Consider the following 24,432-nt stretch of genomic DNA (forward strand, 5'->3'; position numbering starts at 1 on the left):
CCGTCAATGCCACCGCTCCTATCGCCACACTCAGCGCGTAGCCAGACACCAGATAGCCCGCCACCTGCTCCGTGATCCTGAAATCCGCCGCCACCTGCGGCAGCAAGCCGACGATGCCGAACTCGGTGAGTCCGATACCGAACGCCCCTAAGGCCAGGGCAAAAAGTCCAATTGGCATAGTTAAATCCTCGTTAATTTTGCAATTGTCATAAATAAAACCAAGTCAGGTTACTTATCGCCAATTGGAATGTCAATGCAGTAGAGTAATGTAATAAAACACTAAAATTTGCGGTGGACACCCACCACATACACAAGATGATCCATAGCCACTACCGTCGACCGTCGGTGAGGAGCGGCCGGGCAAGCGGCGGCCGGCAGACTGCGGGCCTTATCCATGACCAATCTCTTCTATCCATCATCTAATGATGGTTAATTGCGTAACATCCTATTTTGGCCCTTAGCATCGCCAAGCCATGACAGTCCGCAATACACCGTCATGATTCCGTCTGCTCTTCGTCTAGCGCGGCTCGGTGCTGCCACGCATCATGCCGCAACTGCTTATGGTGCTGGTCGTGACTGTCACGTCGCATTCACCCGTCACTGGTGGCTGCAAAGCCTGCAAATCGTCGCAGGGCATTTCCAGCTTCACGCTACCAGGCCTATCACTGGCGATCTTTCGAGACGTCCAAGCTACGGGGCAACCTACTGATCACCAGCCGCTCGCTCGGCCAGCAGCATAGGCTGGCTGACGCCGCCGATCGCGGTGTTCATCGCCTACACCTATTTCGCGCTGGAACAGATCGCCGAAGAGCTGGAGGAGCCGTTTGGCACCGAGGGCAACGACCTGCCGCTGTCCACGCTGTGCCATACCATCGAATCATCGCTGCGCGAGATGCAGGGCCTGCCGATGGAGACGCCGCCGCCGCCCAAGCGCGGCGTATACCTGCATTGAGCGCCGGGTGGCAATGACATTGGAGTTTGCATAGAATGGACGGCTCCGAACGACCCCCGGCGCCCCCATGTCCCTGACCCGCCTGCTGTTCAGCTTCGTCTCCCGCCATTGGCGCTCCTACATCCTGGCCGCGCTGATGCTGGCCGCGGTGGCGGTGCTGACCGTGATGATTCCACGCCAGGTGGGCCATATCGTCGACGCGCTGGTGGCGCGGCGGCTGTCCGGCGACGCGCTGCTGATGGAGCTGGGCCGGCTGCTGGCGATGGGCCTGGCCATCTACGCCCTGCGCGTGGGCTGGCGGCTGCAGCTGTTCACCGCCTCGTACAAACTGGGCGTGGAGCTGCGCGGCAAGCTGTACCGCAGCCTGGCCGGACAAGGCCCGGCCTTCTTCCAGCGCCAGCGCACCGGCGACCTGATGGCCCGCGCCACCAACGACATAGACTCGGTGGAGATGGCGGCGGGCGAAGCGATGCTGGCCGGCTTCGACGGCCTGCTGACCCTGGCGCTGGTGCTGGCGATGATGACGCTGGGCGTGGACTGGCGGCTGGCGCTGGCGGCGCTGCTGCCCTTCCCCTTCATGGCCTGGGCCTTCGCCCGCATTTCCGACCACATCCACCGCGAATGGGGCGAAGCCCTCTCCCGTTTCGGCCAGCTCAACGACCACGTGCAGGAAACCCTGTCCGGCGTGCGCACTCTGCGCGCGCTGGGGCTGGAGGCGCGCAACGACGCCGAGCTGTCCCGGCTGGCGGCCGCGGCGTCGGACAGCAGCTTCGAGGCCCAGCGCTGGGAGGCCGCGTTCGAACCCGCCGTGGGCGTCGCCCTGGTCACCGCCACCGCCATCGCGCTGGCGCTGGGCGGCTACCTGGTCTGGCACGGCCAGCTGACCATAGGCGCGCTCACCAGCTTCAGCATGTACCTGGTGCAGCTGATCTGGCCGATGTTCGCCGCCGGCTGGGTGCTGTCGCTGCTGCAGCGCGGCGCCGCCGCCTGGCGCCGGCTGCAGCCGGTGCTGGACGCCGAGCCCGACGTCGCCGACGACGGCAACCGGACCGAGCTCGCGCCCGGCGCGCTGGTTTTCGACGACCTCACCTTCCACTATTCGGAAGACGCCGCCGCCGCATTGCGCCAGGTGTCGGTCCAACTGCCGCCCGGGCAGACGCTGGGCGTGGTCGGTCCCACCGGCAGCGGCAAATCCACGCTGCTGAAACTGCTGATGCGGCAATACCCGCTGCAGCAAGGCGCGATACGCTGGAGCGGCGCCGACATCGACGACTACTCGCTGCGGACCCTGCGCGGCGCGATCAGCTGGGTGCCGCAGGAAGCCTTCCTGTTCTCCGCCAGCGTGGCGGAGAACATCGCTCTGGCGCGGCCGGACGCCGGCCCGCAAGAGATCGAGCGGGTGGCGCGGCTGGCGGCGGTGCACGACGACATTCTCAGGCTGCCGCAAGGCTACGCGACGCCGGTGGGCGAAAAAGGCGTGGCGCTGTCCGGCGGCCAGCGCCAGCGGCTGGCCATCGCCCGCGCGCTGCTGGCCGACGCGCCGCTGTTGCTGCTGGACGACGCGCTGTCGGCGGTGGACACCGATACCGAGAGCCGCATCCTCGGCCATCTGCGCGAGGCGCGGCGCGGCCGCAGCGTCATCATCGTCAGCCACCGGCTGTCGGCGGTGGCCGACGCCGACCACATCGTGGCGCTGAACCACGGCCGCATCGCCGAACAAGGCAGCCACGACGAGCTGCTGCGGCAAGACGGCTGGTACGCCAGCCAATGGCGCTATCAACAACTGGAGGCCAGCCTCGATGAAATCTGACGCCAACCGCCTGCAAACCCGCGCAGCGGTCTCCCTGCTCATCGACGCCGCCCGCCCCGACCGCCGCCATCTGTGGCGGGGCGGATTCTGGCTGATGATCGCCGCCTTGCTGGAGGCTGGCGCGCCGCTGCTGGGCAAGGTATTCATCGACAACTACCTGCTGCCGCACCGGCTGGACTGGAGCGCCATCGCCGGCCTGCTGGCCGGCAGCCTGCTGCTGGGACTGACCGCCGCCGCGCTGCGCTACCGCCAGCTGGTGCGGCTGGCCGGCGTGGCGATGCGCGCGGTGCTGCGGCTGCGCGAGCGGGTCTACGGCCATGTGATGCGGCTGCCGATGGCCTTCTTCGACAAGGCGATCACCGGCCAGCTGGTCAGCCGCGTCACCAACGACACCGAATCCGTCAAAGCGCTGTACGTGCAAGCGCTGTTCGTCATCCTCAACAGCAGCATCGTGGTGCTGGGCGCGCTGGCGGCGATGGCCTGGCTGGACTGGCGGCTGATGCTGGTCTCTCTGCTGCTGTTCCCGGCCACCCTCGCCATCGTCTGGCTGTACCAGCGGCTGAGCGCGCCGTCGGTGGCCCGCGCCCGCGCGCTGCGCAGCGACATCAACGCCCAGATGGCGGAATCCATCTCCGGCATCTCGGTATTGCAGGCCAGCAACGCCGAAGGCCGCTTCATCGGCCGCTTCGACGACACCAACCAGCGCTACTACCACGCTCGGCTGCGCGAGCTGCGCGCCAACGCCTGGCTGCTGCGCCCCGCGCTGGACCTGCTCAACGTGCTGCTGCTGGTCGCGGTGATCCACAGCTACGGCCAGCGCCCGCTGGATGGGCTGGAGATCGGCGTGCTGTACGCCTTCGTCGGCTACATCGGCCGGGTGGTGGAGCCGCTGATCCAGATCACGCTGCAATTCGGCCAGCTGCAGCAGGCGGTGGTGGCCGCCAGCCGCGTCAGCCAGCTACTGGCCGAGACGGCCGCGCCGCAAGCCTCGGAAGCCGGCCATATCGCCGACGGCGCGGTCAGCTTCCGCGGCCTGCGCTTCGGCTACCAGGCCGAGCATCCGGTGCTGCACGATCTGAGCCTGGATATTCCGGCCGGCAGCTTCATCGGCATCGTCGGCCACACCGGCAGCGGCAAATCGACGCTGCTGTCGCTGCTGCTGCGCTTCTACCGGCCACAGCAAGGCGAGATCCTGGTCGACGGCCAGCCGCTCTACGCCATCGGCGACGCCGCCTTCCGCGCCGGAGTCGGCCTGGTGCCGCAAGACCCGTTCCTGCTGGCCGCCAGCGCCCGGGAAAACATCGACATGGGCCGCGGCCTGCCGCAAGGCGAGATAGAGGCCGCCGCCCGCGCCGCCGGCGTGCACGAGCTGATCCTGTCGCTGGAAAACGGCTACGACAGCGATATGGGCGAGAGCGGCGCGCGGCTGTCCAGCGGCCAGAAGCAGCTGATCGCCATCGCCCGCGCGCTGGCGGGCAAGCCGCGCATCCTGCTGCTGGACGAGGCCACCTCGCGCATAGACAGCGAAACCGAGCAGTTGGTGCAGCAGGCGCTGTCGCGGCTGGCCGGCAAGATCACGCTGATCTCCATCGCCCACCGGCTGTCCACCATCCGCGACGCCGACGCCATCGTCGTGCTCAACCACGGCCGCATCGCCGAATCCGGCGACCATGACGCGTTGATGCGGCACGGCGGCATCTACCACAAGCTCTATTTGCTGCAACAGCTGCAGCCGGAGGAGGAAGCGTGAGTCCGGATTTGCGCGCGGCCATCCGCGCCGAAGTGGCCGCCATCGCCCCGCTGGACGCGCAGGAAGAGGCGCACCGACAGGCCACGCTGGACTGGATCGATTCCGGCGCCGAGCTGTGGCGGCGGGAAAAGCCGGCCAAGCCGCCGATACACTTGTCGACCTACTTCGCGCTGGTGGACGAAGCCGGCATGTTGCTGGTCGACCACCGCAATGCCGGCCTATGGCTGCCGACCGGCGGCCATGTCGATCCCGACGAGCATCCGCGCGACGCGGTGGCGCGCGAGCTGCTCGAGGAACTGGGCGTTGGCGGCCTGCCCGTGCCCGCGGCCTCCTTTCTCACGCGCACGGAGGTCGCCGGCCGCGCCGCCCGCCATCTGGACGTGACGCTGTGGTACGCGCTGCCTGTCGCTCGGACGCTGCCGCTGCGCCATGACAAGACGGAATTCAACGAGGTGCGCTGGTTCGATTTCAACCAGCTGCCCCATGCCGACAGCGATCCGCACCTGGCGCGCTTCGCCGCCAAGTTGGCTAAGATAAACGCTTGAACCGGGCCGCGCCGCGGCCCTTCCCCGTACCGGAGCCCCGATGCCACGCCCGCCCGCCATCGCCAGCCTGCTCTGCCTGTCGCTGACCACCCTGTCCTGCCATGCCGAAGACGACAAGGATCTCGACCTGTCCATCAGCACCGAGCTGATGACGCGGCAAACCTCATACGGCAATTCGTCGCGGCTGCAGCCCAGCGTGGACCTGCAATACCGCACCCGTTTCGGCGCGCTGTACGTGCAGGACGGCGAAGGCGGCTGGGCGCTGCCGGCGCCCGCGGGATGGGTGTCGCTGGGCGTGGCCAACGAGCCGGCCTGGAGTCTGGGCGGCGGGGTGTCGCAAAGCCTGGCGCTGGCGCGCTACGGCTTCGATCTGCCGCGCGACGGCAGCCTGTCCTTCGGCTACGCCAGCCGCATCGGCGACAGCCATCCCGGCCAGTTGCTGGTAGCCACGCTGGACGCGCCGCTGGGCGACTGGATGGGCCAGAAGTTTTCAGTGCTGGGCTGGGCCAGCCTGGCCAACCAGAAGCGCCGGCTGGGTTTGAATCACCATGACGACGGATCTGGCTGGCAGCTGGAGCAAAGCAATCTCTTGCTGGTGATGTCGCACCCGCTCTCCCGCCACTGGACGCTGGATCTGGGCGCCGGCAGCCGCTGGGCCGCGGAAAACACCGGCGAGCATACCGCCGGCTGGCAGACGCTGCTGGGCTTCACCTGGAAACTGTGATGCGTTTCGATCCGCTGCCGGCCGAAGACTGCCTGATAGACAGCCACTGCCATCTGGACGCGCCGGAGCTCGCGCCGGACGTGGACGGCGTGGCGGCGCGCGCGCGCGCGGCGGGCGTCGGCCAGCTGCTGGTGCCTGCAGTGACGGCCGGCACCTTCGATGACGTGCTGGCGATGCGCGAGCGCTACGGCTGCTGGATCGCCTTCGGCCTACATCCCATCTACCTGGACCGGCATCTGGACGAGCATCTGGCCCAGCTGGACGAGTACCTGGCGCGGCATGCGCCGGCCGCCGTCGGCGAGATCGGCCTGGACTTCTACCTGCCGGAGCTGGACCCGGCGCGGCAGGAGGCGCTGCTGGTCGAACAGCTGAAGCTGGCCCGCAAACACGGCCTGCCGGTGGTATTGCACGTCCGGCGCTCCGCAGACCGGGTGTTGAAGCATCTGCATCGAATGCGGCATCGCCCATGCCTTCAACGGCAGCGAGCAGCAGGCGCAAGCCTTCATCCGCCAGGGCTTCAAGCTGGGCTTCGGCGGCGCGATGACCTATAGCGGCTCGCGCCGCATCCGAGCGCTGGCCGCCACCCTGCCGCTCTCCAGCCTGGTGCTGGAAACCGACGCGCCGGACATTCGCCCCGAGTACGCCCAAAACGTCCCCAACGAACCATTCCAGCTGGCCCGTTTCGTCGAAGTGCTGGCTGAGTTACGCGGCATCCAGACCGCGCCGCTGCGGCGCGCGCTGCACGACAACACGCTGGCGGCGCTGGCCCTGCGCTGACGCGCTGGCAGACAAAAAGCCCCGGCACGCAGCCGGGGCTTTCGTTTGTCACCGCGCGCGCCGGACTCAGGTGCGGAACCGCTGCAGGCAGGCGTCCAGCTCCTCGGACAGGCCGCTCAGCTCGGTGGCCAGCTTGCTGGCCTCGGTGGCCGCCTCGGTGGTCTGGCCGTTCATCTGCGCGATCTGCTCGACATTGCGCGCCACCGACTGACTGGCCAGGCTCTGTTCCTTGATCGCATTGGCGATGTCGGCGATGCGTTGCACCGATTGCTCGGCCAGCTCGCGGATCTGGCCCAGCGCGTCGGCGACGCTGGAGGCGCTGACCACGCCGTTCTCGATGCGGCTGTTGGCCTGCTGCATGCTCTGGTAGGCGCGCTGAGTGTCGGCCAGCACGCCGTCGATGTGGCTGGATATCTCGGTGGTGGCCTGGCTGGTGCGTTCCGCCAGCTTGCGCACCTCGTCCGCCACCACCGCGAAGCCCCGCCCCATCTCGCCGGCGCGCGCCGCCTCGATCGCCGCGTTCAGCGCCAACAGATTGGTCTGCTCGGCGATGTCGTGGATGACGCGGACGATGTCGCTGATGTCGGATGAGCGCTGGTTCAAGCCGTCCATCACGGTCGCGGTCTCGGTGATGGTGGTGGCGATCTGGCGAATCTCGCCGGCCGCCTTCTGCGCCAGCTCGGTGCCGGCGCTGGCTTGCTCCATGGTCAGCCTCGCCTGGCGCTCGACGTCCTGGGTGCTGTCGGCCACCAGATTGATGCTGACCGACATCTGCTCGATCGCCGCCGCGCCGCTGGACGCCGCCTCCGACTGGTGAACGGAAGCCGACGACACGTGCTCGCTGACGCCGGACAGCTGTCCGGCCGCTTTCGCCAAGCTGGCGGAGTGCTGCTGCGACTCCTCGACAACCGACCTCACGCTGTCCACCAGCTTGCCCAGCGAGCCGCCTACGCTGCCCAATTCATTCTGGCCGAAATCCGGCAATTGCAAGCGCAGATTGCGCTGGTCGGCCAGCTCCTGGCTGGCGTCGCGCATTTTCAGCAGCGGCTGGCGGATCGAGGAGATGATGTACCAGGCGAACAAGACGCCGACGCCCAGCGCGATGATGATCTCGGTCATCAACTGGCTGCGCACCGCGGTGGCGGTGGCGTCGATCTGATCGTCCAGCAGGCCGACGGCGTCGGCCGCGGCCTTGGCCAGATCCTCGGCCGTGCCTTCCATCTGGTGGATATTTTCCTTGTACTTGTCCAGCTCGTGGTTGGCGTCGGCGGTGGACACCAGCTGCTTGCCCTCCACCTGGGCCGACACCTTGCCGAAACCGTCGGCGTAGCCGGCCAGCAACGTGCCGAGCTTGGCCAGTTTCTGGCTGGCGCCGTCATCCAGCGGATGGCCGCCCGCCTGCTGGATCGACTTCTGCGCGCCAGCCAGCGCGTCCTTCCACTTGCCCTGGTACTCGGTGCGCTTAGCGTCGCTGGCGATATTGATGAAATAGTCTTTCTCGAAACGGCGCAGATTGCCCATGCTCCGCTGCAATTCGACGATGTCCGTGTAGAACACCAGTTCCTGCGAACTGACCTCCGCCACCCGACGGGTGATCTTGTTCAGTCCCAGCTGCGTGAACACGCCGGTGAGAATCAGGGCCGCCAATAGCAGCCCGAAGCCGAGGGTAATCCTGGCCGCGATGGAAAAATTCCGCATTGTTACTTCCCCACACCCGATGAGATGAAAGTGGCCGGGCTGAGCCCGGTCCGTTTTGTGCAGCGATTTTAGATGAGCGCCCCGCCGGCCTGCCAGCCGCGGCATTCTGAACAGCTAAACTCACGCGATATCAGTGGCAAAAAGCTCAAAAAAAAACCAGCATCATGGGATGCCGGTCTTCCTTGATTCTGGCGAGCCTCAGGCCTTGAGCTTCTTGAAGCTCCTGGCGTATCCCAATACACAGATGAAGAATAGTGTACTAATCAGGACTTCACACCATGCCAATCGCTGCGACAGGCCATGGTCGGCCCAGCCACGCATCACACCCTCGATGAAAAATCCCAGGATGAACATGCTCGACCACTGGTAGGTATAGAGCCGCCCCGCCAGGATGCCGCGCAGCGGCAGCAGCAACAGCAAGGCCTTGAACGCCAGAAAGGAGCCGCCGGCGCGCAGCGGCGCCAGCCACAGCTCCCAGGCCAGCGTCAGCGCGATCAGGGCGATCAGCGCGGCGGACGCGCCGGCGCGGCAGGCTTCGCGGCTCATGGCGCGCTCTCCGCCTGTTCGCGGGCGCGCGCCTTGCGCTCCAGCAGCGCCGCCACCAGCACGCCGGCCTCGAACAGCAGCCACAGCGGCACCGCCAGCATCGTTTGCGACAACACGTCCGGCGGCGTGACGATGGCCGCGACGACGAAGGCGCCGACGATCACATAAGGCCGCGCCTCGCGCAGCTTGGCTACCGTCACCACACCCATCCGCGTCAACAGCACCACCACCACCGGCACCTCGAACGTGGTGCCGAAAGCCAGGAACATGCCCAGGACAAAGGACAGGTACTTGTCGATATCGGTCATCATGCTGACGCCGGCGGGCGTCACCGCCGACATGAAGTGGAACACCACCGGGAACACCAGGAAATAAGCGAAGGCCATGCCGGTGAGGAACAGCAAGAGGCTGGCCAGCACCAATGGCAGCACCAGCTTCTTCTCGTGGCTGTACAGGCCGGGCGCGACAAAGGCCCAGATCTGGTACAGCGTGTTGGGCAGCGAGACCAGGAAGGCCACCAGCATGGTCACCTTCATCGGCACGAAGAAGGTGGACGTCACCTCCGTGGCGATCATGCTGCCGCCCTGGGGCAACGCGTCCAGCAACGGCTTGGCCAGCAGATGGTAGATGTCGGACGACCAGTGGAACAGCCCCAGAAACGCCAGGGCGATGCCGAGCAGCGCGCGCACCAGCCGGGTGCGCAGCTCGATCAGGTGCGCGAGCAGCGGTTGTTCGTTCATTCGCGGGCTTGTGTTGCGGAAGGTTGGGAGGCGGGCCTGCTCGGCGAAACGTCGTCGAACAGGTCCAGCTGGTTTTCGTCGCGCGGCGGGACATCGGCTTGCGCGGCCGGAGCGGCCTCGGGCGGATGCGCCTCGGCTTCATGAGCCTCAGCCTCCGCGTCCGGCGCGGGTCCGCCGTGTATCGTGCGCTCGGCCTCATGGAAAGGCTCTGCCGCCTCACCGGCCAGCGCGCGCGCGTCGGCGGCGCCCTGGTCTATCGTGTCGCGGACCTGCTGCACCTCGGCCTCCAGTTGGCCGCGGAAACTTTGCGCCGCCTCCTGCAGGTCTTGCCGGATGGAATCCAGCCCCTGCAGATTGGCTTGCTGCTGCATGTCCGCCTTCACATTGGCGACGAAGCGCTGGGCGCGGGCCAGCAGCGCGCCGACGGTGCGCGCCACCGCGGGCAGGCGCTCCGGGCCCAGCACCACCAGCGCCACCACGCCGATCAGGGCGAATTCGCCGAAACTGATGTCAAGCACGCCGCGTCACCACGTCATTTCTTGTCGGCTTCGCCGTCAATGATGCGGCCGGCGTCCTTGGCCGGCGGCTGGCCTTCCTTGGCGCCTTCGTTCATGCCTTCCTTGAAGCCCTTGACCGCGTTGCCGAGGTCCTTGCCGATGCCGGGCAGCTTCCTGGTGCCGAACACCAATACCACGATCAGCAGCACGATCAGCCAATGCCAGATGCTCAGAGAACCCATTGTGACTCTTCCTTGATGAAAAAACGGGAGCCGCGCTCAGCCCTTGTGGCCGAACACATGCACGTGCAGATGGAATACTTCCTGGCCGCCGCCGCGGCCGGTGTTGATGCCGGTCTTGAAGCCGGACTCCAGGCCCTGCTCCTTGGCCAGCCGGGGCGCCAGCGTCAGGATCTTGCCCAGCACCGCCTCGTGCTCGGGGCCGCAATGGGCCAGCGAGTCGACGTGGCGCTTGGGGATGATCATGAAATGCACCGGCGCGATCGGACGGATGTCGTGGAAGGCCAGCACGTCTTCGTCTTCGTAAACCTTGTTGGCGGGAATCTGGCCCGCCACGATCTTGCAGAAAAGGCAATCGCTCATCGTGAGTGTTCCGTCATTCAGGCTGTGGGTTTGCGCGCGGCCTTCTCGTCCAGGCCGGAAATGCCCTCGCGGCGATGCAGCTCCATCACCACGTCTTCCGGACGCAGGCCATGATATGCCAACAGCACCATGGTATGGAACCACAAGTCGGCCACTTCGCGCACCAGATGCAGCTTGTCCTTGTCCTTGGAGGCCATCAGCGTCTCCGCCGCCTCTTCCGCCACCTTCTTCAGGATGGCGTCTTCGCCCTTGTGGAACAGCGAAGCCACATAAGACGATTGCGGCGCCGCCTCGCGCCGGGCCTCCAGCGTATCGGCTATGTTCTTCAACACGTCCGGGGTCATATCCTTATCCTTTCGAACCCTTTGCAGGCTCTGATGCCCGCCAGCCTTCCAGTATACGGCTCGGGCATGACATTCTGGCAAAACCGGTCCGCCATTGTAACCCGGCCGGGGGCGCCGGCGTTGACCGGCCGCAATTCAGGGATGGTAGATGGCGCGCGGGTCTTTCAGCACCGCGTCCACCGTCGTCCAGCCGCCGTTCTCGAAACGGCGGTAGAAACAGCTCTCCCGTCCGGTGTGACAGGCGATGCCGCCGATTTGTTCGATCTGCATCACGATCACATCGCCATCGCAGTCCAGGCGCAGCTCGCTGATGTTTTGCAAATGGCCGGACTCCTCGCCCTTCTTCCACAGCTTTTGCCGCGAGCGGCTCCAGTAGTGGGCGATGCCGGTATCGGCGGTGAGCTGCAGGCTTTCGCGGTTCATCCACGCCACCATCAACACCCGGCCGCTGGCCGCGTCCTGGGCGATGGCCGTGACCAGGCCCTTGTCGTCCCACTTCACTTCGTCCAGCCAGCTCATAGCCTCACCTCGATTCCCGCGTCGCGCATCGCCTGCTTGGCTTCCGTCACCGTGTATTCGCCGAAATGGAAGATGCTGGCCGCCAGCACCGCGTCGGCATGGCCTTCCTTCACCCCGGCTACCAGGTGCTGCAGATTGCCGACGCCGCCGGAGGCGATGACGGGGATGTTCACCGCGTCCGACACCGCGCGCGTCAGCGGCAGGTTGAAGCCGGCCTTGGTGCCGTCGCGGTCCATGCTGGTGAGCAGGATTTCGCCGGCGCCCAGTTGCTGCATCTTGCGCGCCCATTCGACGGCGTCCAGCCCGGTGCGGTTGCGGCCGCCGTGGGTGAAGATTTCCCAGCGGTCGTTCTCCGGCGTCACCGCCTTGGCGTCCAGCGCGACGACGATGCATTGGTTGCCGAAGTGATCGGAGGCTTCGCGCACGAACTCTGGATGGGTCACCGCGGCGGTATTGATGCTGACTTTGTCGGCGCCGGCGTTGAGCAGGCGGCGGATGTCGGCGACGCTGCGCACGCCGCCGCCGACGGTCAGCGGGATGAACACCTGGTCGGCCACCGCCTCGATGACGTGCAGGATGATGTCGCGCTGGTCGGAGCTTGCGGTGATGTCGAGGAAGGTCAGTTCGTCGGCGCCCTGCTCGTTGTAGCGGCGGGCGATTTCCACCGGGTCGCCGGCGTCGCGCAGGCCCAGGAAATTGACGCCCTTGACCACGCGGCCGGCGGTCACGTCCAGGCAGGGGATGATGCGTTTGGCAAGCATGTGCGTTTCCAGAAAGCTTCAGGCGCGCCGAAGCGGCGGGACATGCCCGCCGCTTCGACGCGGTCAGCCGGCTCAGCCGGCCAGTTCGTCCGCCAGCGTTTGCGCGGCGGCGAAATCGATGCTGCCCTCGTAGATGGCGCGGCCGGTGACCGCGCCCTCCACGCCCTCGTCCGCCACCGCGCACAGCGCGCGGATGTCGTCGAGGTTGGTCAGGCCTCCGGAGGCGATCACCGGAATGGTCAGCGCCTGCGCCAGCTTGACGGTGGCTTCGATGTTGACGCCGGTCATCATGCCGTCGCGGCCGATGTCGGTGTAGATCACCGAGTTGACGCCGTAGTCTTCGAAGCGCTTGGCCAGATCGATCACGTTATGGTTGGTGATCTTGGCCCAACCGTCGATCGCCACCATGCCGTCCTTGGCGTCCAGGCCGACGATGACCTGCCCGGGGAAGGCGTCGCAGGCGTCGTGCAGGAAGCCCGGCGTCTTCACCGCGGCGGTGCCGATGATCACGTAGGACAAACCCATGTCGAGGTAGGCCTCGATGGTGTCCAGATCGCGGATGCCGCCGCCCAGCTGCACCGGCATGTCGGTGCCGACCTCGCCGAGGATGTCGCGGATCACCGACAAGTTTTTCGGCTTGCCGGCGAAGGCGCCGTTCAAGTCCACCAGATGCAGGCGTCGCGCGCCCTGGTCGCGCCAGTGGGCGGCAACCTTGACCGGATCGTCGGAGAAAATGGTGGCGTCGTCCATTGCGCCCTGTCTCAGGCGCACGCATTGACCGTCTTTCAGGTCTATCGCGGGTATCAGCAGCATGGTGCTAGGTGTATTCGTAAGTTAAACATTGCCGTCCCAGGCCAGGAAATTCTTCATCATCAGAAGTCCGGCCCGGTGGCTCTTTTCGGTGTGAAACTGCGTGGCGAATATGTTGCCACGCCCGACGATGCAAGCAAACCGCTGCGGATAATCGCTTTCCGCGAGCGTAAGCGCCGCGTCGGCCGGCGCGAAATGGTAGCTGTGGACGAAATAGAAGCGCTCGCCGTCGGCGATGCCGGCGAACAAGGGATGGGACCGGGTCTGGTACACCTGGTTCCAACCCATGTGCGGCACTTTCAGGCGCTCGCCGCCGGCGACGAGATCGTCGGCGAAACGCCGCACGTCGCCCGGGAACAGGCCCAGGCCGGCGGTGTCGCCTTCCTCGCTATGTTCGAACAATAGCTGCGCGCCGACGCAGATTCCAAAAAACGGCTTGTTCTGCGTGGTTTCACGGACCGCCTCGGCCAGACCATGGCGGTTCAGCTCGCGCATGCAGTCGGGCATCGCGCCCTGACCGGGGAAGACCACCTTGTCGGCCTTCACCACCGCTTCCGGGTCGCGAGTCAGGAAAATATCGGCGCCGTTTTCGTTGGCGGCCTGCAGGGACTTCAGCACCGAGTGCAGATTGCCCATGCCGTAATCAATCACTGCGACCTTCATGCCGACAGCGTCCCTTTGGTGGACGGCGTGATGCCGGCCATGCGCTCATCGTGCTCGCAAGACATGCGCAGCGCGCGGCCGAAAGCCTTGAAGATGGTCTCGGCCTGATGGTGGCTGTTGTGGCCGCGCAGATTGTCGATGTGCAGGGTAATCATGCTGTGATTGACGAAGCCGTGGAAAAATTCGGAGAACAGGTCCACATCGAACTGGCCGATGCTGGCGCGGGTGTAGTCGACGTTGTAGACCAGGCCTGGACGGCCGGACAGATCGATCACCACCCGGCTCAGCGCCTCGTCCAGCGGCACGTAGGCGTGGCCGTAGCGGCGGATGCCCTTCTTGTCGCCGATGGCCTGGGCGAAAGCCTGGCCCAGCGTGATGCCGATATCCTCCACCGTGTGGTGGGCATCGATATGCAGGTCGCCCACCGCCTTGACATCTAGATCGATCAGGCCGTGGCGGGCGATCTGGTCCATCATGTGGTCGAGGAAGGGCACGCCGGTTTCAAAGCGGCCGACGCCGGTGCCGTCCAGATTCAGGCTGACGGTGATCTGGGTTTCCAGCGTGTTGCGGGTGACAGTTGCGGTTCTCATTGCGGCTTCAGGCGAAAAAACGTTGGATGGCGGACAGCAGCGCGGCGTTTTCGTCCGGACTGCCCACGGTCAGGCGCAGGCAGTTAGCCAGCAGCGGGTGGCTGCCGTGCAGCTGCTTGATCAGGATGCCGGACGCCTTCAAGTGCTGAAACAGGGCCGGCGCGTCCGGCGCGCGGACGGTGACGAAATTGGCCTCGGACGGAAACGCCGCCAGTTGAGGCAAGGCGGCCAGCGCCGCCGACAGTTTCGCGCGCTCGGCGCGCAGCTCGGCCGCCTGGCGGTTGAACACGTCCAGGTGCTTCAGGGCGAAACGGGCGGCGGCGAGGGTCAGCACATTGACGTTGTACGGCGGCCGCACCTTGTTCAGCTGCTCGATCCACGCCGGACTGGCCGCGGCGTAGCCAAGGCGGATGCCGGCCAGGCCCAGCTTGGACAGCGTGCGCATCACCAGCAGGTTGCCCAGCTCGCCGGCCAGGTCCATGAAGCTGTCGGAGGCGAAGCTCTGATAGGCCTCGTCCACCACCACCAGCCCCGGCGCGGCGCGGCAGATCGCCATCACCTCGTCGCGGGCGTAGCGCGGCCCGGTGGGATTGTTGGGGTAGGACACGAACACCACCGCCGGCTGCTCGCGCTCGATGGCGACGAGCGTGGCCGGCAGATCCAGCGTGAAATCACCGTTCAGCGGCACGCCGACGTACTGCAGGCCGGAGAACAGCGCGTTCATCTTGTACATCACGAACGACGGCTCCAGCGCCAGCAGCTTGGCGCCGGGACGCGCCAGCGCCTGGGAGACCAGCGTGATCAGCTCGTCCGAACCGTTGCCCAGCACGATGTCTGCCGCCGCCGGAATGGCGAAGGCGGCGCGCAGATCGTCTTTCAGGCCGCCGCCGTTGGCGTCCGGATAGCGATTCAGCGCCACCTGGGCCAGCTCGGCGGCCAGCTCATGCTGCAGCTCGACCGGCAGCGGCCACGGGTTTTCCATCGCGTCCAGCTTGATGAAGCCGGAGGCGTCGGCCACATGGTAGGCCCCGATGGCGGCGATCTCGGGCCGCACCAGTTGTTGCACAGTCAGTTTCATGTCTCTTTCTCGCCCCTTGCCGGCCGCGCGGCGCGCGCCAGGCCGGAACGTCCATCCTACAAGTTTCGCGGGTTTTGGGCTACTCGACCCAATGCGCCTTGCGCGCCACCTGCGGCGGCAGCGACAGGCCGGAACGCGCCAGCTCGCTGCGACTGAACAGGTATTCGCCTTCCGACGGCGTGACCGGGAACAATGAGGACAGGCTGCGGCTCTCGAACAGCGTCGCCTGCGCCATCCGCGCAGCCTCCAGCCCCTGCTCGCGCCCGGTCAGCACCCGGCCACCTATGGCCTTGCCCTTGCCCACCGCGAAATTCCAGAACGCGAACATCGGCAATTTGCTGTTGGCCGTGGTCCAGCGCATCACTTCGTCGCTAGGCACGACCTTGCCGTTGTCGTCACGCAGCGTGAAATACAATCCTACCCAGATCGCCTGGTAGCGCTGCGGCGCCTGCAGGACACGCTGCTGCCACTCGGCGAAGGTGTAGGGCAGCGCGATGTCGACGTCTATGCCGCCCAACCGGATGTTGTCCCGGCCGACGAAGGCTTCGTCGCGGATGATGCGCGAAGTCAGGTCGCTGTCGAACAGGGCCAGCGCGCGCTTCAAGCCAGGCACCATGCGCCCCAGCTCGAAAATATTGCGCAGGATCAGCGGCCGCTCCAGCACGCCGCTGATATTGCTCGGCGTGGACTGGAAATAGTTGCGCGGATTGTTGTTGATGCCGAGATAGATGACCGGAACGCCGGCCTCGGCCAGCTTGCTCCCCACCAGTTGTAACGCGGCATCGTCGCCGACGATGACAAGATCGGGCTGGAAAGCCGCGATGCGCTTGCGCGCCTCCTCAACCCGGATCAGCACTTGGTCTCGCGGCAGGCGCTTGCTGTCCAGCGCGTATACCGCCAGTTCGCACCGCCCGGACAGCTTCTCGTACAGCGCCGCGCGGTAGTCATGATCCCACTGGTAATCGCTGTGATAACTCTCCAGCAGGAACACCTTCTTTTCCGCGCCGAACGCCGACGCGGCCAAGCACAGCAGGCCAACCGCCAGCCACACGCCTATCCTCGCCATCGCTCCCACTCCTCCGCCGGCCTTGCCAGCTTTCAGGGTAGAGGACGGCGCGAAAATGCCCTAGCCCGGCTTCCCATCCTCCAGCCGCAGCTCGGCGGCGCGGGCGTGAGCGGTCAGGCCCTCGCCGTGCGCCAGCAGGCTGGCGATGCGGCCCAGCTTCTGCGCGCCCGCCTGCGACACGCGGATCAGGCTGCTGCGCTTCTGGAAGTCGTAGACGCCCAGCGGGCTGGCGAAACGCGCGGTGCGGCTGGTCGGCAACACGTGGTTGGGGCCGGCGCAGTAGTCGCCCAGGCTCTCCGAGGTGAAGCGGCCCATGAAGATGGCGCCGGCGTGGCGCAATTGCGGCAGCAGGGCTTCCGGATCGGCCACCGACAGTTCCAGATGCTCCGGCGCGATATAGTTGCTGATCTCGCAGGCTTCGGCCAGATCGCGCACCTCGATCAGCGCGCCGCGGTTGGCGAGGCTCTGCTCGATGATGGCGCGGCGCGGCATGGACGGCAGCAGCCTGGCGATGCTGGCCTCCACCTTGGCGATATAGTCCGCCGACGGGCACAGCAGGATGGCTTGGGCGATCTCGTCGTGCTCGGCCTGGCTGAACAGATCCATAGCCACCCAGTCGGGCGGCGTGTCGCCGTCGCAGATCACCAGAATCTCCGACGGGCCGGCCACCATGTCGATGCCGACCACGCCGAACACCCGGCGCTTGGCTGCGGCGACGTAGGCGTTGCCCGGGCCGGTGATCTTGTCCACCTGCGGCACGGTCTCGGTGCCGTAGGCCAGCGCAGCCACCGCCTGAGCGCCGCCGCAGGTGAACACCTTGTCGACGCCGGCGATATAGGCCGCGGCCAGCACCAGGTCGTTGCGCTCGCCGCCCGGCGTCGGCACCACCATGATGATTTCGCCGACGCCGGCCACCTTGGCCGGCAGCGCGTTCATCAGCACCGAGCTCGGATAGGCGGCCTTGCCCCCCGGCACGTAGATGCCGACGCGGTCCAGCGCCGTCACCTGCTGGCCCAGCAAGGTGCCGTCTTCGTCCTCATAGCTCCAGCTGTGCGCCAGCTGCTTCTCGTGGTAGCGGCGCACGCGGTCGGCGGCGGCGGACAGCGCGTCGCGCACATCGGCCGGCAGACGTCCCCACGCGGCTTCCAGCTGCTCGCGGCTGAGCGTCAGGTCGGCCATGCCCGCCGCCTGCATACGGTCGAAACGGTTGGTGTACTCCACCAACGCCGCGTCGCCGCGATGATGGACGTCGGCGCAGATGGACGCCACGGCGGCGTCGACTGCGGGGTCCTGCGCGGTTTCGAAGGCCAGCAGCGCTTTCAGGCGCGCGGCGAAGTCGGGCTGGGAGGAGGACAGTTTCAACATGATGATTCTCTGATGCTTGGAGCTTGAAGAATGGGGAACGCCGGCCGCCGGCAATCGGTTGACCGGCGGCGCGTCATGAGTTGGAAACGGTCAGGCCGGCACGGCGCCGGCGAAAGCGTCCAGCACCGGCTGGATCGCGTCGTATTTGAGCTTCAGCGCGGCCTGGTTCACCACCAGGCGCGAGCTGATGTCGATAATGTGCTCGACCGCCTCCAGCTTGTTGGCGCGCAGCGTGCCGCCGGTGGACACCAGGTCGACGATGGCGTCGGCCAGACCAACCAGCGGCGCCAGCTCCATCGAGCCGTACAGCTTGATGATGTCGACGTGCACGCCCTTCTTGGCGAAATGCTCGCGGGCGATCTGCGGATATTTGGTGGCGATCTTCAGCCGCGCGCCGCGGCGCACCGCCGCGTCGTAATCGAAGCCTTCCTGCACCGCCACCATCATCTTGCATTTGGCGATGTTGAGGTCCAGCGGCTGGTACAGGCCGGCGCCGCCATGCTCGATCAGCACGTCGCGGCCGGCGATGCCGAGATCGGCCGCGCCGTACTGCACATAGGTGGGCACGTCGGACGCGCGCACGATCACCAGTTGCACGTCCGGGTGGTTGGTGCCGATGATCAGCTTGCGCGAGGATTCCGGATTTTCCGCCGGCACGATGCCGGCAGCCGCCAGCAAGGGCAGCGTTTCTTCAAAGATGCGGCCCTTGGACAGGGCAATGGTCAGCTTCATGATGTTCTACTGCGAAAAGGATTTCGATAAGTCCGGTCAACCCACCATCGCGCGGCGTTCGCGCTCGAGGAAGCCGACATAACGCTGGATGATGGTTTCCATCGGCGGCGTCAGGTTGAGATAGGAGCATCCCACCCGCATCGCCTCGTTGCCGTTGCGCATCCGCGCGGTCAGCCGGTGGCGCACCTCGACGCCCAGCGAGAGCGTGCCGAACGGTTTCAGGTCGATCGAGCACTGGCGGTACTGCTGGCCGATGTCGAAGCCTGGCGTATCGACGCCCGGCAGCCACAGGCTCAGGCCGCCCAGGCTGATGTCGAACAGCGCGAGATCGATCTCCCGCTGGCCGAAATCGCTGATATGGCAAAAAATCGGCTGGCCCAGCGGCGTCTGGATGCGGAAAAACTCGCGCCGCTGCAGCTTGATCACCTGCTCCGGCAGCCGGCACTGGAAGGCCGGCCGGTTATCCATCGTCACCCGGCTGATCTGGCCGGTGACGAACTGGGTCTTCACGCCCTCGGGAGAACAGACGAAGACATTGCGCTCGCTGTTCAGGACCTGGGTATTGGTTTCTTCCTCAGCGCCCCAGTCGAAGATGAAAACGCCGGCCTGGTAATCCACCTCCAACAGCCGGGTCAGAATGAAGTTTTTACCCTTGTTGGCAAAAACCGTCACCATATGGCCGTGCTTGGCGATATTGGTCAGATGCTGCGCGATCTCGGTCGGCGAGCTCAGGGTGAACTTGGCCAGATCCAGCGGCTGATGTGAACTTGCCGGCATGGCTGGCGTATTGTCGTTGCTCACGATATTCCGGCCTTCATGTCTGCGGGGTTGAGTGATACGCCAAGTTTAGCGTAACAACTGCCGGATATCAGAAGCAAGGTTGGCCGCCGGGGTGCCGTAGGCCTCGTACACCCTGAGCTTGCCTTCCTTGTCCAGCAGATAGGAACCGGCGCTGTGGTCGACGGTGTAGCCGCCCTCCTCGTTCTTCACCTTCTGCGCGACAACCTTGTACTGCTTCATCACCTTTTCGATGTCGCCGGCAGCGCCGGTCAGGCCGATGAAGCGCTTGTCGAAATGCGGCACGTAGCCGGCCAGCACCTGGGGCGTATCCCGCTCGGGATCGACGCTGACGAACATCACCTGCACCTTGTCGCCGTCGGCGCCCAACTGCTTCATCACCGACGCGTACTCCAGCATCGTGGTCGGGCAAACGTCGGGACAGCTGGTATAGCCGAAGAACAGCGCCACCACCTTGCCGCGGAATTCATCCAGGCCGCGGGGCTTGCCGTGGAAATCGGTCAGCTTGAAATCGCCTCCCATCGAGGCATCCTCGATGGCGGTGCCCTTGAAATCGATTTTCTGGGCGCAGGCGGACAAAACCAACGCGGCGAACAAGCCTAGCAGGCACTTCAGGAGTCGGGACATCAGCTCAATGGAATCAGGTAGTAATGGTCAAGCAAAAGCGCCGCGAACAGCCAGGTCAGATACCAGATGGACCAAGCGAACAGGCGGCGCGCCAAAGTGTCAGCATACTGGCGATGCAGCCTGACGGCAAGGAACAACAATCTGCCGTCCAGCAGCAAAACCGCGCCAAGATATATTGCCCCCGCCTCGCCCAGCGCCACCGGCAACAGCGTGACCGCCGTCAGCAAAAAACCGTACAACACAATGGACAGCGTCGTGTAGCGCTGGCCATGGGTGACCGGCAGCATCGGCAAGCCGGCGCGGGCGTAATCGTCGCGCCGGTACAGCGCCAGCGCCCAGAAATGCGGCGGCGTCCAGGTGTAGATGATCAGGAACAGCACCAGCGCGAACGCGTCGATTTCGCCGTTGACCGCCACCCAGCCCAGCACCGGCGGCATCGCGCCGCTGGCGCCGCCGATCACGATGTTCTGCGGCGTGTTCGGCTTGAGCAACAAGGTGTAGACAATGGCGTAGCCGACAAAAGTTCCCAGGGTCAGCCAGGCGGTCAACGCGTTGCAGCAGGCCAGCAGCAGCGCCAGCCCCATGCCGCCGACCGCCAGCGCCGCCAGCAGCGTCTCCCGCGCGCCTACCTCGCCGGTGGCCGTGGCCCGCCAGGCGGTGCGCCTCATCCTGACATCAACGCCGCGCTCCACCAGGCAGTTGACCATGGCCGCCGCGCCGGCCACCAGCGCGATGCCCAGCGTGGCCGGCGCCACCACCGCGGCATCCGGCACGCCCGGGCTGGCGAGGAACATGCCGATCACCGCGCAGAACACGATCAGCGCCACCACCCGCGGCTTGGACAGCTGCCACAAGGCGTAGCCGTGTTGCCGCCACAGCGGCAGGCCGACGGCGCTCATCGCCCCTCTCCCGGCCCGCTCAAACGCTCGTGATGGAAAAACGGCAGCCTCGGCCAGGCCACGCGCCGTCGCGCCGCCTCCTTCTCATGCAGCCGGGACAACAGCAGCAAGGACGTCGCCAGCAGCAAGGCCGCGCCGGCGTTGTGCGCCACCGCCAGCGGCAACGGCAGTTGCAGCAGCACATTGGCGATGCCCAGACCCACCTGGACCGCCCATGCCATTCCCAGGCACAGCAGGTGCCGCCGCAACGCTGGCTCCCGCCAGCCCAGCCACAGCAGCGACAGCAGCAGCAGAGACACCAGCAGCGCGCCCAGCCGGTGCAGCCAATGTATGGTCACCAGGCTGGCGAAATCGAGCAGGCTGCCGTCCGGCGCCTCGCCGAGTTCTCGCAACAGATGGAAGGCGTGATCGAAACGCAGCGCCGGCCAGCTTTCGCCGTTGCAGGCGGGAAAGCCCTGGCAAGCCAGCGCCGCGTAATTGCTGGACACCCAGCCGCCCAGCGCCAGTTGCAGCGCCAATGCCGAGACCAGCCAAGCGGCAAGCCTGACTTGCCTTGCGGGAACGGCGACGGGCGGCAAGCCCGGGGACAAGGCCATCCAGACGAGAATCTGCAGCACCGCCATGCCGCCCAACAGATGGGAAGTGACAATGACGGGCTTGAGCAGCAAGGTGACGGTCAGCATGCCCAACAGGCCCTGCAGGCCCAGCACCGCCAGCAACAGCCCCGCCGGCAGACGCTGGCGCCTTTCCCGCCAGGCCCGCCAGGCGATCAGCGCGATCAGCGCGCCCAGGCTGCCTGCCAGATAGCGGTGCAGCATCTCGCGCCAGGCCTTGCCCAGACTGACCGGGCCTTCCGGCGACAGCGCCTGGGCCTGGAGTATGCTGTCGGCCGCGTGCGACGGCGAAATCTGGCCGTAGCAGCCCGGCCAGTCCGGGCACCCGAGGCCCGCGTGGGACAATCTGACATAGGCGCCGAACGGCACCACGACGACGGCCAGCAGCAAAGCCAGCCAAACCAGTTTCCGCATGGCGAGCGCCCCCCAGTGCACAGCGTGTCCGCCGGTCAGCCGCCGGCTCAGCCCAGCCCGTTGTTCACCTTCAACACCTTGGCCACTTCATCGATGATCAGGCGCGGATCCGCGCCGTCCCGATAGAACATCACCTGATTGCCCAGCGGATCGACCAGATAAAAGCCCAGGTTGCCGGCCGGCAAGGCCGACTCCGTCGAATGCGGCAGCCGGTGCGGCACATCCAGCCGCGGCGCCTGCTCCGAAACCTGCAAGGCCACTCTGGTCAGGCGACCAGCCGCTTCGCCCTGCGCCCTTTCTATCTGGCGCATCGCATGCCAGCGCTGCTGGCAACGCCCATGGCACTCCGTGCCCAATACCGCCGCCAGCACCCACTTTCCACGCGGCCATTGCGGCTGCGCCGCGGCGGCGAAAGGATGGGTGGGCAGCAATTGGCCATAGCTGCGCCCGCCCTGGGGCGGCAACAACCAATAAGCCAACAACGCGGCCAGCACCGGCGCCAGGCACAGCAAGCCCATCGCCAGCAACGCCACCCGCCCCCGGTTAATGGATTTCATGCCTGCGCCTCCACATCAGCCAGCTGGCGCCGCTGATGCAGACGCCTAGCAGGAGCCATTGCAGCGCGTAAGCATAGTGGCGGTCTGGCATGAACTCCGGCACCACCGGCCAGTGCAACAGCGGCTCAGGGGAGCTTTCCAGCACCACCACGCCCTGGAACCAATGCCCGGGATAGCGGCGGCGCAAGACCGCTTCGTCCACCGCGTCGACAGGACCTTCGGCGCCCTTGACCGCGCCAGACAGCACGAAATGGCGCGGCGTCGGCATCCGATAGCCCTGGGCCTGCACCTGCTCCGGCCGGAAAGCCGGCACGGGAGCGCCGTCGACCAGCCATCCCAGATCCAGCAACACCAGAGAACGATCGTCCCCCTGCCGCCAGGGCTGAAGGATGCGCCTCCCTGCCTGGCCGGCCATGAAGCTGTTGCGCAGCTCGATCACCGGTCCGGCCGGCTCGGCCCGGTTCAGCCTGACCCGGGTGAACTCCGGCGGCGGCTCCGCTTCGCGGTAGACCAAATCCACCGGCGCCACGCTCATCGCGCTGGTCAGAGAGTTCAGCAGCGCCTCCTTGTCTTGCCCCCTTTGCCACTGCCATACTGCCAATACATATGGTAATAAATTGATTACCAAAAGAAACAGCCACAGCGTTCGTTGCCATTTAGACTGCGGCTTGTGTTCCGGATCAGTTTGCGTGGAGGATACGGTCATGAAACTCGTCATCCTGTTGTTGCTTGCCTGTATCGTCCTGGCCCTGTTCTGGGGCTTGACCGGGCTGATGAAGGCCGAGCACGGCTCTCAGCGCCTGGTGCGCTCCCTGACCCTGCGGGTGGGACTGTCCATTGGATTATTCCTGCTGCTGTTGCTGGGCGCGCTGTTCGGCTGGTGGCGCCCGCACCATGTCTGATTTCCCTCATAGCCAGTAAACGAAGATAAACAGCAGCAGCCACACCACGTCCACAAAGTGCCAGTACCAGCTGGCCGCCTCGAAAGCGAAATGGTGATGGGCGTCGAAATGCCCGTTCATGCTGCGCAGCCACACCACGAACAGGATGATGGACCCCAGCAGCACATGCAGGCCATGGAAACCGGTCAGCATGAAAAAAGTCATGCCGTACGCGCCCGAAGCCAGCGTCAGGTTCAGCTTGCTGAAGGCGTGCCCATACTCGTGCATCTGCAAGGCCAGGAAGGTGCAGCCCAGCACCACGGTCAACAGCAGCCCCAGCGTGAACTGGCTTCTCTTCTCCTGCAGCAGTCCCCAATGCGCCCAGGTGACGGTGGCGCCTGAACTCAACAAAATCATCGTATTCAGCGACGGCAAGCCCCAGGCTTCCATCGCCTGATAAGCCTGGGTGATGCCCGGGCCGGTGGACAACGGCCAGGACGCTTCGAAATCCGGGTACAGGATCTTGTAGTCCAGCGATCCCAGCTCCGGCACCGACACCGTTCTCACCCAGAACAGCGCGCCGAAGAACGCGCCGAAGAACATCACCTCGGAGAAAATGAACCAGCCCATGCCCCAGCGGAAGGACATGTCCTCTCGCCCCAGATAGACGCCGAGCCGGCTTTCCCGGATCACGTCGCCGAACCAGCCCACCAGCATCGCCACCAGGATCAGCATCCCGAGCGCCAGCGACACCTTGCCCAGCAGCATCCCGTTGACGGCGAACGCCGCGCCCAGGCCGATGCAGAACAACGCCAGCGAACCCACCATGGGCCAGCGCGACGGCGTCGGCACGAAATAGCGGTCCTGTTCTTCTACGCTTGCCATCTCACTCCTCCTAGCGGGTCACCCAGGACACCAGCAGCAGCAGGGCTGCGATCAGCCCTGCCGCCAGCGCCAGCGCGGTGATGATCAATTGCCACGGTTTGAGCGCTTGGTCGTCCTGGGAAGCCGCTCCCTTGCGCACACCGATGAAGGCACCCAGCACCGCCTTGACTCCTTGCCCCCAGCTCATG

General features: G+C 65.8%; 30 protein-coding genes and 1 pseudogene. 7 read left to right on the forward strand and 24 right to left on the reverse strand.

Annotated elements, in window-relative coordinates; translation table 11 throughout:
- Positions 1-736 precede the first annotated feature (736 nt).
- The 6 genes and pseudogenes from VL52_RS06215 (at position 737) to VL52_RS06240 (ending at position 6,558) form a co-directional block, all read left to right on the forward strand.
- On the forward strand, positions 737-952 hold the full coding sequence (locus VL52_RS06215; RefSeq protein ID WP_046156235.1) for a bestrophin family protein: 216 nt from the start codon (positions 737-739) through the stop codon (positions 950-952).
- A 67-nt stretch (positions 953-1,019) separates the two neighbouring features.
- Positions 1,020-2,762 (forward strand): ABC transporter transmembrane domain-containing protein, encoded by a 1,743-nt coding sequence (locus tag VL52_RS06220; protein WP_046156236.1) that lies wholly within the window; start codon positions 1,020-1,022, stop codon positions 2,760-2,762.
- Complete coding sequence (locus VL52_RS06225; RefSeq protein WP_046156237.1) at positions 2,752-4,512, forward strand: ABC transporter ATP-binding protein; 1,761 nt, start codon at positions 2,752-2,754, stop codon at positions 4,510-4,512. Before VL52_RS06220 ends, VL52_RS06225 begins: the two co-directional genes overlap by 11 nt.
- Positions 4,509-5,057 (forward strand): NUDIX domain-containing protein, encoded by a 549-nt coding sequence (locus VL52_RS06230; RefSeq protein WP_200895962.1) that lies wholly within the window; start codon positions 4,509-4,511, stop codon positions 5,055-5,057. The genes VL52_RS06225 and VL52_RS06230 overlap by 4 nt, the downstream gene beginning before the upstream one ends.
- A 40-nt stretch (positions 5,058-5,097) precedes the next feature.
- Positions 5,098-5,781 (forward strand): hypothetical protein, encoded by a 684-nt coding sequence (locus VL52_RS06235; protein ID WP_046156238.1) that lies wholly within the window; start codon positions 5,098-5,100, stop codon positions 5,779-5,781.
- Positions 5,781-6,558 (forward strand): annotated as a pseudogene (locus VL52_RS06240) (TatD family hydrolase). The gene VL52_RS06235 and the pseudogene VL52_RS06240 overlap by 1 nt, the downstream one beginning before the upstream one ends.
- A gap of 66 nt (positions 6,559-6,624) precedes the next feature.
- Here the strand turns inward: VL52_RS06240 and VL52_RS06245 are convergent.
- From VL52_RS06245 to VL52_RS06350, 22 genes are all read right to left on the reverse strand, one after another.
- On the reverse strand, positions 6,625-8,256 hold the full coding sequence (locus tag VL52_RS06245; RefSeq protein WP_052729181.1) for a methyl-accepting chemotaxis protein: 1,632 nt from the start codon (positions 8,254-8,256) through the stop codon (positions 6,625-6,627).
- A gap of 198 nt (positions 8,257-8,454) precedes the next feature.
- Positions 8,455-8,802 carry a DUF2069 domain-containing protein gene (locus VL52_RS06250; RefSeq protein ID WP_021478419.1) on the reverse strand — a complete coding sequence of 116 codons (348 nt, stop codon included), beginning with the start codon at positions 8,800-8,802 and terminating at the stop codon, positions 8,455-8,457.
- Complete coding sequence (gene tatC, locus VL52_RS06255) at positions 8,799-9,542, reverse strand: twin-arginine translocase subunit TatC (protein WP_021478418.1); 744 nt, start codon at positions 9,540-9,542, stop codon at positions 8,799-8,801. The genes VL52_RS06250 and tatC overlap by 4 nt, the downstream gene beginning before the upstream one ends.
- Positions 9,539-10,060, reverse strand: a complete 522-nt coding sequence (gene tatB / locus VL52_RS06260) for a Sec-independent protein translocase protein TatB (protein ID WP_046156239.1) — start codon at positions 10,058-10,060, stop codon at positions 9,539-9,541. Before tatB ends, tatC begins: the two co-directional genes overlap by 4 nt.
- A 14-nt stretch (positions 10,061-10,074) precedes the next feature.
- Positions 10,075-10,281 carry a Sec-independent protein translocase subunit TatA gene (gene tatA, locus VL52_RS06265; RefSeq protein WP_021478416.1) on the reverse strand — a complete coding sequence of 69 codons (207 nt, stop codon included), beginning with the start codon at positions 10,279-10,281 and terminating at the stop codon, positions 10,075-10,077.
- Between the two features lie 36 nt (positions 10,282-10,317).
- Positions 10,318-10,641: a histidine triad nucleotide-binding protein gene (locus tag VL52_RS06270; protein WP_046156240.1), complete on the reverse strand. Its 324-nt coding sequence runs from the start codon at positions 10,639-10,641 to the stop codon at positions 10,318-10,320.
- Positions 10,642-10,658: 17 nt separating this feature from the next.
- The gene (locus VL52_RS06275; RefSeq protein ID WP_046156241.1) at positions 10,659-10,985 is read right to left on the reverse strand and encodes a phosphoribosyl-ATP diphosphatase; all 327 of its coding nucleotides are present in this window, start codon (positions 10,983-10,985) and stop codon (positions 10,659-10,661) included.
- Positions 10,986-11,120: 135 nt separating this feature from the next.
- Positions 11,121-11,504, reverse strand: coding sequence for a phosphoribosyl-AMP cyclohydrolase (gene hisI, locus VL52_RS06280; protein ID WP_046156242.1), 384 nt, complete (start codon positions 11,502-11,504; stop codon positions 11,121-11,123).
- The gene (gene hisF / locus VL52_RS06285; RefSeq protein ID WP_046156243.1) at positions 11,501-12,265 is read right to left on the reverse strand and encodes an imidazole glycerol phosphate synthase subunit HisF; all 765 of its coding nucleotides are present in this window, start codon (positions 12,263-12,265) and stop codon (positions 11,501-11,503) included. The genes hisI and hisF overlap by 4 nt, the downstream gene beginning before the upstream one ends.
- Positions 12,266-12,337: 72 nt before the next feature.
- Positions 12,338-13,078 (reverse strand): 1-(5-phosphoribosyl)-5-[(5-phosphoribosylamino)methylideneamino]imidazole-4-carboxamide isomerase, encoded by a 741-nt coding sequence (hisA, locus tag VL52_RS06290; protein WP_046156244.1) that lies wholly within the window; start codon positions 13,076-13,078, stop codon positions 12,338-12,340.
- Positions 13,079-13,099: 21 nt separating this feature from the next.
- Complete coding sequence (gene hisH / locus VL52_RS06295) at positions 13,100-13,738, reverse strand: imidazole glycerol phosphate synthase subunit HisH (RefSeq protein WP_046156245.1); 639 nt, start codon at positions 13,736-13,738, stop codon at positions 13,100-13,102.
- On the reverse strand, positions 13,735-14,328 hold the full coding sequence (gene hisB / locus VL52_RS06300; protein WP_046156246.1) for an imidazoleglycerol-phosphate dehydratase HisB: 594 nt from the start codon (positions 14,326-14,328) through the stop codon (positions 13,735-13,737). The genes hisH and hisB overlap by 4 nt, the downstream gene beginning before the upstream one ends.
- A 7-nt stretch (positions 14,329-14,335) precedes the next feature.
- Entirely contained in the window at positions 14,336-15,406 is a 1,071-nt protein-coding gene (gene hisC, locus VL52_RS06305) for a histidinol-phosphate transaminase (RefSeq protein ID WP_046156247.1), read from the reverse strand.
- A gap of 79 nt (positions 15,407-15,485) precedes the next feature.
- Positions 15,486-16,472: an ABC transporter substrate-binding protein gene (locus tag VL52_RS06310; RefSeq protein ID WP_046156248.1), complete on the reverse strand. Its 987-nt coding sequence runs from the start codon at positions 16,470-16,472 to the stop codon at positions 15,486-15,488.
- Positions 16,473-16,532: 60 nt separating this feature from the next.
- On the reverse strand, positions 16,533-17,837 hold the full coding sequence (gene hisD / locus VL52_RS06315; RefSeq protein WP_046156249.1) for a histidinol dehydrogenase: 1,305 nt from the start codon (positions 17,835-17,837) through the stop codon (positions 16,533-16,535).
- 90 nt (positions 17,838-17,927) lie between these two features.
- Positions 17,928-18,569 (reverse strand): ATP phosphoribosyltransferase, encoded by a 642-nt coding sequence (gene hisG, locus VL52_RS06320; protein WP_021478405.1) that lies wholly within the window; start codon positions 18,567-18,569, stop codon positions 17,928-17,930.
- Positions 18,570-18,605: 36 nt separating this feature from the next.
- Entirely contained in the window at positions 18,606-19,370 is a 765-nt protein-coding gene (locus tag VL52_RS06325) for a flagellar brake protein (RefSeq protein WP_235429219.1), read from the reverse strand.
- A gap of 45 nt (positions 19,371-19,415) precedes the next feature.
- Entirely contained in the window at positions 19,416-19,994 is a 579-nt protein-coding gene (locus VL52_RS06330) for an SCO family protein (RefSeq protein ID WP_046156251.1), read from the reverse strand.
- Positions 19,994-20,893: a heme o synthase gene (locus tag VL52_RS06335; protein WP_046156252.1), complete on the reverse strand. Its 900-nt coding sequence runs from the start codon at positions 20,891-20,893 to the stop codon at positions 19,994-19,996. The genes VL52_RS06330 and VL52_RS06335 overlap by 1 nt, the downstream gene beginning before the upstream one ends.
- Entirely contained in the window at positions 20,890-21,921 is a 1,032-nt protein-coding gene (locus VL52_RS06340) for a COX15/CtaA family protein (protein WP_046156253.1), read from the reverse strand. Before VL52_RS06340 ends, VL52_RS06335 begins: the two co-directional genes overlap by 4 nt.
- Before the next feature lie 47 nt (positions 21,922-21,968).
- A complete protein-coding gene (locus VL52_RS06345) occupies positions 21,969-22,478 on the reverse strand; it encodes a redox-active disulfide-containing membrane protein (protein ID WP_046156254.1) in 510 nt (169 codons plus the stop codon).
- Positions 22,465-23,079, reverse strand: coding sequence for an SURF1 family protein (locus VL52_RS06350; protein WP_160298918.1), 615 nt, complete (start codon positions 23,077-23,079; stop codon positions 22,465-22,467). The genes VL52_RS06345 and VL52_RS06350 overlap by 14 nt, the downstream gene beginning before the upstream one ends.
- Before the next feature lie 103 nt (positions 23,080-23,182).
- On the opposite strand from VL52_RS06350, the gene VL52_RS06355 reads away from it, so the two are divergent.
- A complete protein-coding gene (locus tag VL52_RS06355) occupies positions 23,183-23,380 on the forward strand; it encodes a DUF2909 family protein (RefSeq protein WP_021478398.1) in 198 nt (65 codons plus the stop codon).
- Positions 23,381-23,386: 6 nt separating this feature from the next.
- On the opposite strand, the gene VL52_RS06360 is transcribed toward VL52_RS06355, so the two are convergent.
- Together VL52_RS06360 and VL52_RS23800 are read right to left on the reverse strand one after the other, a co-directional pair.
- On the reverse strand, positions 23,387-24,244 hold the full coding sequence (locus tag VL52_RS06360; protein WP_046156255.1) for a cytochrome c oxidase subunit 3: 858 nt from the start codon (positions 24,242-24,244) through the stop codon (positions 23,387-23,389).
- 10 nt (positions 24,245-24,254) lie between these two features.
- On the reverse strand, positions 24,255-24,431 hold the full coding sequence (locus tag VL52_RS23800; RefSeq protein WP_082113656.1) for a DUF2970 domain-containing protein: 177 nt from the start codon (positions 24,429-24,431) through the stop codon (positions 24,255-24,257).
- Position 24,432 lies beyond the last annotated feature (1 nt).

The sequence above is a fragment of the Chromobacterium vaccinii genome (assembly GCF_000971335.1).
Taxonomy (GTDB): Bacteria; Pseudomonadota; Gammaproteobacteria; order Burkholderiales; family Chromobacteriaceae; genus Chromobacterium; species Chromobacterium vaccinii.

Excerpts from the sequence above, each read along its gene's own strand:
- VL52_RS06220 (WP_046156236.1), top strand. The coding sequence starts at position 1,020 with ATGTCCCTGACCCGCCTGCTGTTCAGCTTCGTCTCCCGCCATTGGCGC.
- VL52_RS06225 (WP_046156237.1), top strand. The coding sequence starts at position 2,752 with ATGAAATCTGACGCCAACCGCCTGCAAACCCGCGCAGCGGTCTCCCTG.
- VL52_RS06235 (WP_046156238.1), top strand. The coding sequence starts at position 5,098 with ATGCCACGCCCGCCCGCCATCGCCAGCCTGCTCTGCCTGTCGCTGACC.
- VL52_RS06245 (WP_052729181.1), bottom strand. The coding sequence starts at position 8,256 with ATGCGGAATTTTTCCATCGCGGCCAGGATTACCCTCGGCTTCGGGCTG.
- VL52_RS06250 (WP_021478419.1), bottom strand. The coding sequence starts at position 8,802 with ATGAGCCGCGAAGCCTGCCGCGCCGGCGCGTCCGCCGCGCTGATCGCC.
- tatC (WP_021478418.1), bottom strand. The coding sequence starts at position 9,542 with ATGAACGAACAACCGCTGCTCGCGCACCTGATCGAGCTGCGCACCCGG.
- tatA (WP_021478416.1), bottom strand. The coding sequence starts at position 10,281 with ATGGGTTCTCTGAGCATCTGGCATTGGCTGATCGTGCTGCTGATCGTG.
- VL52_RS06270 (WP_046156240.1), bottom strand. The coding sequence starts at position 10,641 with ATGAGCGATTGCCTTTTCTGCAAGATCGTGGCGGGCCAGATTCCCGCC.
- VL52_RS06275 (WP_046156241.1), bottom strand. The coding sequence starts at position 10,985 with ATGACCCCGGACGTGTTGAAGAACATAGCCGATACGCTGGAGGCCCGG.
- hisI (WP_046156242.1), bottom strand. The coding sequence starts at position 11,504 with ATGAGCTGGCTGGACGAAGTGAAGTGGGACGACAAGGGCCTGGTCACG.
- hisF (WP_046156243.1), bottom strand. The coding sequence starts at position 12,265 with ATGCTTGCCAAACGCATCATCCCCTGCCTGGACGTGACCGCCGGCCGC.
- hisA (WP_046156244.1), bottom strand. The coding sequence starts at position 13,078 with ATGCTGCTGATACCCGCGATAGACCTGAAAGACGGTCAATGCGTGCGC.
- hisH (WP_046156245.1), bottom strand. The coding sequence starts at position 13,738 with ATGAAGGTCGCAGTGATTGATTACGGCATGGGCAATCTGCACTCGGTG.
- hisB (WP_046156246.1), bottom strand. The coding sequence starts at position 14,328 with ATGAGAACCGCAACTGTCACCCGCAACACGCTGGAAACCCAGATCACC.
- hisC (WP_046156247.1), bottom strand. The coding sequence starts at position 15,406 with ATGAAACTGACTGTGCAACAACTGGTGCGGCCCGAGATCGCCGCCATC.
- VL52_RS06310 (WP_046156248.1), bottom strand. The coding sequence starts at position 16,472 with ATGGCGAGGATAGGCGTGTGGCTGGCGGTTGGCCTGCTGTGCTTGGCC.
- hisD (WP_046156249.1), bottom strand. The coding sequence starts at position 17,837 with ATGTTGAAACTGTCCTCCTCCCAGCCCGACTTCGCCGCGCGCCTGAAA.
- hisG (WP_021478405.1), bottom strand. The coding sequence starts at position 18,569 with ATGAAGCTGACCATTGCCCTGTCCAAGGGCCGCATCTTTGAAGAAACG.
- VL52_RS06330 (WP_046156251.1), bottom strand. The coding sequence starts at position 19,994 with ATGTCCCGACTCCTGAAGTGCCTGCTAGGCTTGTTCGCCGCGTTGGTT.
- VL52_RS06335 (WP_046156252.1), bottom strand. The coding sequence starts at position 20,893 with ATGAGCGCCGTCGGCCTGCCGCTGTGGCGGCAACACGGCTACGCCTTG.
- VL52_RS06340 (WP_046156253.1), bottom strand. The coding sequence starts at position 21,921 with ATGCGGAAACTGGTTTGGCTGGCTTTGCTGCTGGCCGTCGTCGTGGTG.
- VL52_RS06345 (WP_046156254.1), bottom strand. The coding sequence starts at position 22,478 with ATGAAATCCATTAACCGGGGGCGGGTGGCGTTGCTGGCGATGGGCTTG.
- VL52_RS06355 (WP_021478398.1), top strand. The coding sequence starts at position 23,183 with ATGAAACTCGTCATCCTGTTGTTGCTTGCCTGTATCGTCCTGGCCCTG.
- VL52_RS06360 (WP_046156255.1), bottom strand. The coding sequence starts at position 24,244 with ATGGCAAGCGTAGAAGAACAGGACCGCTATTTCGTGCCGACGCCGTCG.
- VL52_RS23800 (WP_082113656.1), bottom strand. The coding sequence starts at position 24,431 with ATGAGCTGGGGGCAAGGAGTCAAGGCGGTGCTGGGTGCCTTCATCGGT.